The sequence below is a fragment of the Thiocapsa sp. genome (assembly GCF_011390875.1).
Taxonomy (GTDB): domain Bacteria; phylum Pseudomonadota; class Gammaproteobacteria; order Chromatiales; family Chromatiaceae; genus Thiocapsa.
In genome coordinates this window covers 1-4,314 of sequence record NZ_JAABRP010000293.1, presented here as the reverse complement: position 1 = coordinate 4,314, position 4,314 = coordinate 1, and the positions used below count along the sequence as shown (strand labels likewise).

The 4,314-nt window shown below is 65.2% G+C and carries 4 protein-coding genes; all 4 read left to right on the top strand.

The features are described 5' to 3' along the window. Window positions 1-201 precede the first annotated feature (201 nt). Window positions 202-498, top strand: coding sequence for a N(2)-fixation sustaining protein CowN (cowN, locus tag GPT33_RS17255; RefSeq protein WP_296811467.1), 297 nt, complete (start codon window positions 202-204; stop codon window positions 496-498). 231 nt (window positions 499-729) lie between these two features. After that, the gene (gene ilvD, locus GPT33_RS17250) at window positions 730-2,643 is read left to right on the top strand and encodes a dihydroxy-acid dehydratase (protein ID WP_296811464.1); all 1,914 of its coding nucleotides are present in this window, start codon (window positions 730-732) and stop codon (window positions 2,641-2,643) included. Between the two features lie 383 nt (window positions 2,644-3,026). Continuing rightward, window positions 3,027-3,647 (top strand): trimeric intracellular cation channel family protein, encoded by a 621-nt coding sequence (locus tag GPT33_RS17245; protein WP_296811460.1) that lies wholly within the window; start codon window positions 3,027-3,029, stop codon window positions 3,645-3,647. 144 nt (window positions 3,648-3,791) lie between these two features. After that, on the top strand, window positions 3,792-4,314 hold a 523-nt coding region (locus tag GPT33_RS17240; protein WP_296811469.1), incomplete at its 3' end, for a helix-hairpin-helix domain-containing protein.

Genomic DNA, 4,314 nt, shown 5'->3' with positions numbered 1-4,314 from the left:
CGCGATTATACCCCCACACACCAATCCCGGATCGTAGGATGGGTAGAGCGCAGCGAAACCCATCCTCCACCCACCGTCATCGCCGGATGGGCTAGAGCGCAGCGAAACCCATCCTCCAGCTACAAACCGGCTGTTTCTCCTCCCGCGCGGGATGCGCTAGCATGATCGCAACGTTCCCGATCCCCCGCTTCATGAGCCACGATGACGACCGCAAACACACCTGCTTTCAGCGACCGCTACATCTCTTTCCTCGGACTCGACTGCGATGCAAGGGCGCAGCGTTTCGTCTCCGAGCTCCGCGACCTGATGCTCGACCCCGACCGCAGGGATCCCTTCTGGACCTACCTCGTAGCCAAGCTCGACGGCGAGAAAGGGCCGGCACACGACGAGCTCTATCACATCCACTGTCATCTCAACGATATCCGCGACCTGCTGGAGCGCCTCGAGGCGCCCGAGCTGATCGCCGAGCTCGACGTCCTCGAGACCGAGTGTTGTTGAACCGCGTCCCGTGCCCCGGACGCGGGCTGCGGCTGGTCTCAAGCGCGCATTCTCCCTCGACCTCGGTGGAGACGCGGTTCAAGAAATGATTTCAAGTTTCTGAAACGCGCCCCTACCGAGGTTGTTTGTCGCACGCCGCCAAACCCAAACTCCGAACCCGCCATGCCCTACCGGGCGCGTTTCAGCCGGGTATACTTGGCGGGATCCGATCCTCCCGCCAGGTAGCCTCACATGCCCCAGTACCGCTCCCGCACCACCACCCATGGCCGCAACATGGCCGGCGCACGCGCGCTCTGGCGCGCCACCGGCATGACCGACGGGGATTTCGACAAGCCGATCATTGCCGTCGTCAACTCCTTCACTCAGTTCGTTCCCGGTCATGTCCATCTGAAGGATCTGGGCCAACTGGTCGCGCGCGAGATCGAGGCCGCCGGAGGCGTGGCGAAGGAGTTCAACACCATCGCGGTCGACGACGGCATTGCCATGGGTCACGGCGGCATGCTCTATTCCCTGCCCTCGCGCGAGGTGATCGCGGACTCGGTCGAGTACATGGCCAACGCCCACTGCGCGGACGCCCTGGTGTGCATCTCCAACTGCGACAAGATCACGCCCGGCATGCTGATGGCCGCGCTGCGCCTGAACATCCCGGCGGTCTTCGTCTCGGGCGGGCCGATGGAGGCCGGCAAGGTGGTGCGCAACGGCGAAGAGCTGCATCTGGACCTGGTCGACGCCATGGTCGCCGCAGGTGACGAGAAGCAGAGCGACGCGTCGGTCGCCGAGCTCGAGCGTTCGGCTTGTCCGACCTGCGGCTCCTGCTCCGGCATGTTCACCGCCAACTCCATGAACTGCCTGACCGAGGCGCTGGGGCTCAGCCTGCCCGGCAACGGATCGCTGCTCGCGACCCACGCCGCGCGCAAGGATCTCTTCCTGGAGGCCGGCCGGCTGATCGTCTCGCTCGCGCGGCGCTGGTACGAGCAGGACGACGCCAGCGCGCTGCCCCGCTCGATCGCGACCTTCGAGGCGTTCGAGAACGCCATGAGCCTGGATATCGCCATGGGCGGATCCACCAACACGGTGCTGCATCTGCTGGCGGCGGCCTACGAGGGCGGCGTGCCCTTCAGCATGGAGGACATCGATCGGCTGAGTCGCCGCGTGCCCAACCTCTGCAAGGTCGCGCCATCGACCCAGAAATATCACATGGAGGATGTGCATCGTGCCGGCGGCGTGATCGGCATCCTCGCCGAGTTGGACCGGGCCGGGCTCATCCATCGCGATCTGCCGACCGTGCACAGTGCGTCGGTGGGCGAGGCACTCGCGCGCTGGGACGTGCGCTACACGGAAGATGAAGGGGCGCGTCGTCGTTATCTCGCCGCGCCAGGCGGCATCCCGACCCAGGTCGCCTTCAGCCAATCGCAGCTTTGGCCGAATCTGGACCTGGATCGCGCCGAAGGCTGTATCCGTGATCTCGAGCATGCCTACAGCCGCGACGGCGGCCTCGCGGTGCTCTTCGGCAATCTGGCCGAGGACGGCTGCATCGTGAAGACCGCGGGGGTCGACCCGAGCATGTTCGAATCGGACGCGATCGACAAGGACGAGCTGCGCTACACCACCAGCGTGCCGACCTCGGTTCTGCGCGCCTTCGTCGGGCCGGCGCGGGTGTTCGAAAGTCAGGATGACGCCGTCACCGCCATCCTCACCGATCAGGTCAAGGCCGGCGACGTGGTGGTCATCCGCTACGAAGGACCCAAGGGCGGACCCGGCATGCAGGAGATGCTCTACCCGACCAGCTATCTGAAATCGAAGGGGCTCGGGAAACACTGCGCGCTCATCACGGACGGACGCTTCTCGGGCGGTACCTCGGGGCTCTCGATCGGCCACGTCTCGCCCGAGGCGGCCGAAGGTGGTTTGATTGCGCTCGTGGAGGAAGGCGACAGGATCGAGATCGAGATCGCGAGCCGCCGGATTCATCTCGCCGTCGACGATCAGGTCCTGGCCAAGCGCCGCGCCGCCATGGAGGCACGCGGTGCTGCCGCCTGGAAACCGCTCGACCGCCAGCGTCAGGTCTCGACCGCACTCAAGGCCTACGCCTTGTTGACGACCAGCGCAGCCCACGGCGCCGTGCGGGATCTATCGCGCCTCGGATAACCAAAGAACCGGTTCAAAAACAACCGGAAGACGTAGGATGGGTAGAGCGCAGCGAAACCCATCCTCACAACTCAAACGCCCAATCCGGCTGGCAGCACAGCGCAGCGAAACCCATCCTCACAACTCAAACGTCCAATCCGGCTGGCGGCACAGCGCAGCGAAACCCATCCTCCAAACCGCAGCGTTGCTGGGTTTCCGCCTGATGCCATTGGCGCGGGCTGGATGGGTTTCGCTGATGCTCTACCCATCCTACGTATTTCGGTTGTTTTGAGTCGTTCCTGAGGTATCTCTTAAGCCGCGCCGGCTCCAACGGTCGTCAAGTCTGCCGGGGCCGATCTCATCCAAAAACATTGCATACCGCGCTGGGCGCAGTTTAAAGGCTCATGCTGACCATCATCGAAATCGGCGCCATCATCGCCTTCGCCGTGTCCGGTCTGATCGAGGCCGCGCGGCGGCGGATGGATATCGTCGGGGTCTTCACGGTCGCGTTCGTGACGGCGTTCGGCGGCGGGACGCTGCGAGACGTGCTGCTCGATCGCCGCCCGCTCTTTTGGGTGCAGCATCAGGAGTATGTCTGGCTCGTCTTGGCGCTGACCTTGATCGGCTCGCCCTTGCTCGGCTTGATGCGGCATCGTTGGGCGGAGCGGGTGATGAACCTCACCGATGCGCTTGGGCTGGGGTTGTTTGCGGTCTCCGGGGCTGCGTTGGCGATGGCTGCGGAGATGCCGCTCATCGTCGTGGTGATGATGGGCGTGGTAACGGGCGTCTTCGGCGGGGTGTTGCGCGACGTGCTCTGCAACGAAATCCCCGTGGTGTTCCAGGATCACCGCCCCTATGCGCTTTGTGCCTTTGTCGGCTGCTGGATCTTCATTGGGGTCGACGCCATCGGTGCAGAGCCCTGGATGGCTTTGCTGGCCGGGGCCGGCACCACGACCGGGCTGCGCCTCTTAGCGCTGCGCATGGATTGGCGGATCCCGCCTTGGCCGCGCAACATGGATGATTGATTCGGGGCAGCCGACTCAAACCTCACGGATCGCCCGACACCGGCAGGCCGCGCCCCGATCCGCGCGATGCCGATATCCTCGAAGTGCATCGCGAGCATCTCGCCCAAGGCGTTTCGCAAGCTTCGGCGGGTCTACAATCCCACGATGAATCCGACCTCGCCGCCTGCATCGCCCGCCCCGACCGAGCCGCTCAGCGGCGCCGTCGAGCGCGTCACCTACCACAGCCCCGAGAGCGGCTTCTGCGTGCTGCGGGTGCAGGTGCGCGGTCAGCGGGACCTGGTCACCCTGATCGGTTCCGCGGCCAGCGTCTCGCCCGGCGAGCATCTCGAAGCCGAGGGGCATTGGGTCAACGATCGGCAGCACGGGTTGCAGTACAAGGCGACCAACCTGCGGATCGTCCCGCCGCGCAGCCTGGAGGGGATCGAGCGCTATCTCGGCTCCGGGATGGTCAAGGGCATCGGACCGCACTTCGCCCGCACCCTGGTTGCGGCCTTCGGCGAGGACGTCTTCACCGTCATCGAGGAGACCCCGGAGCGCTTGCTCGCACTGCCGGGGATCGGTCCCAAGCGCCAACAGCGGGTGACCTCGGCGTGGGCCGAGCAGAAGGTGATCCGCGAGATCATGGTCTTTCTGCAATCCCAAGGGGTCGGCACGGCACGCGCGGTGC

Excerpts from the sequence above, each read along its gene's own strand:
- cowN (WP_296811467.1), top strand. The coding sequence starts at position 202 with ATGACGACCGCAAACACACCTGCTTTCAGCGACCGCTACATCTCTTTC.
- ilvD (WP_296811464.1), top strand. The coding sequence starts at position 730 with ATGCCCCAGTACCGCTCCCGCACCACCACCCATGGCCGCAACATGGCC.
- GPT33_RS17245 (WP_296811460.1), top strand. The coding sequence starts at position 3,027 with ATGCTGACCATCATCGAAATCGGCGCCATCATCGCCTTCGCCGTGTCC.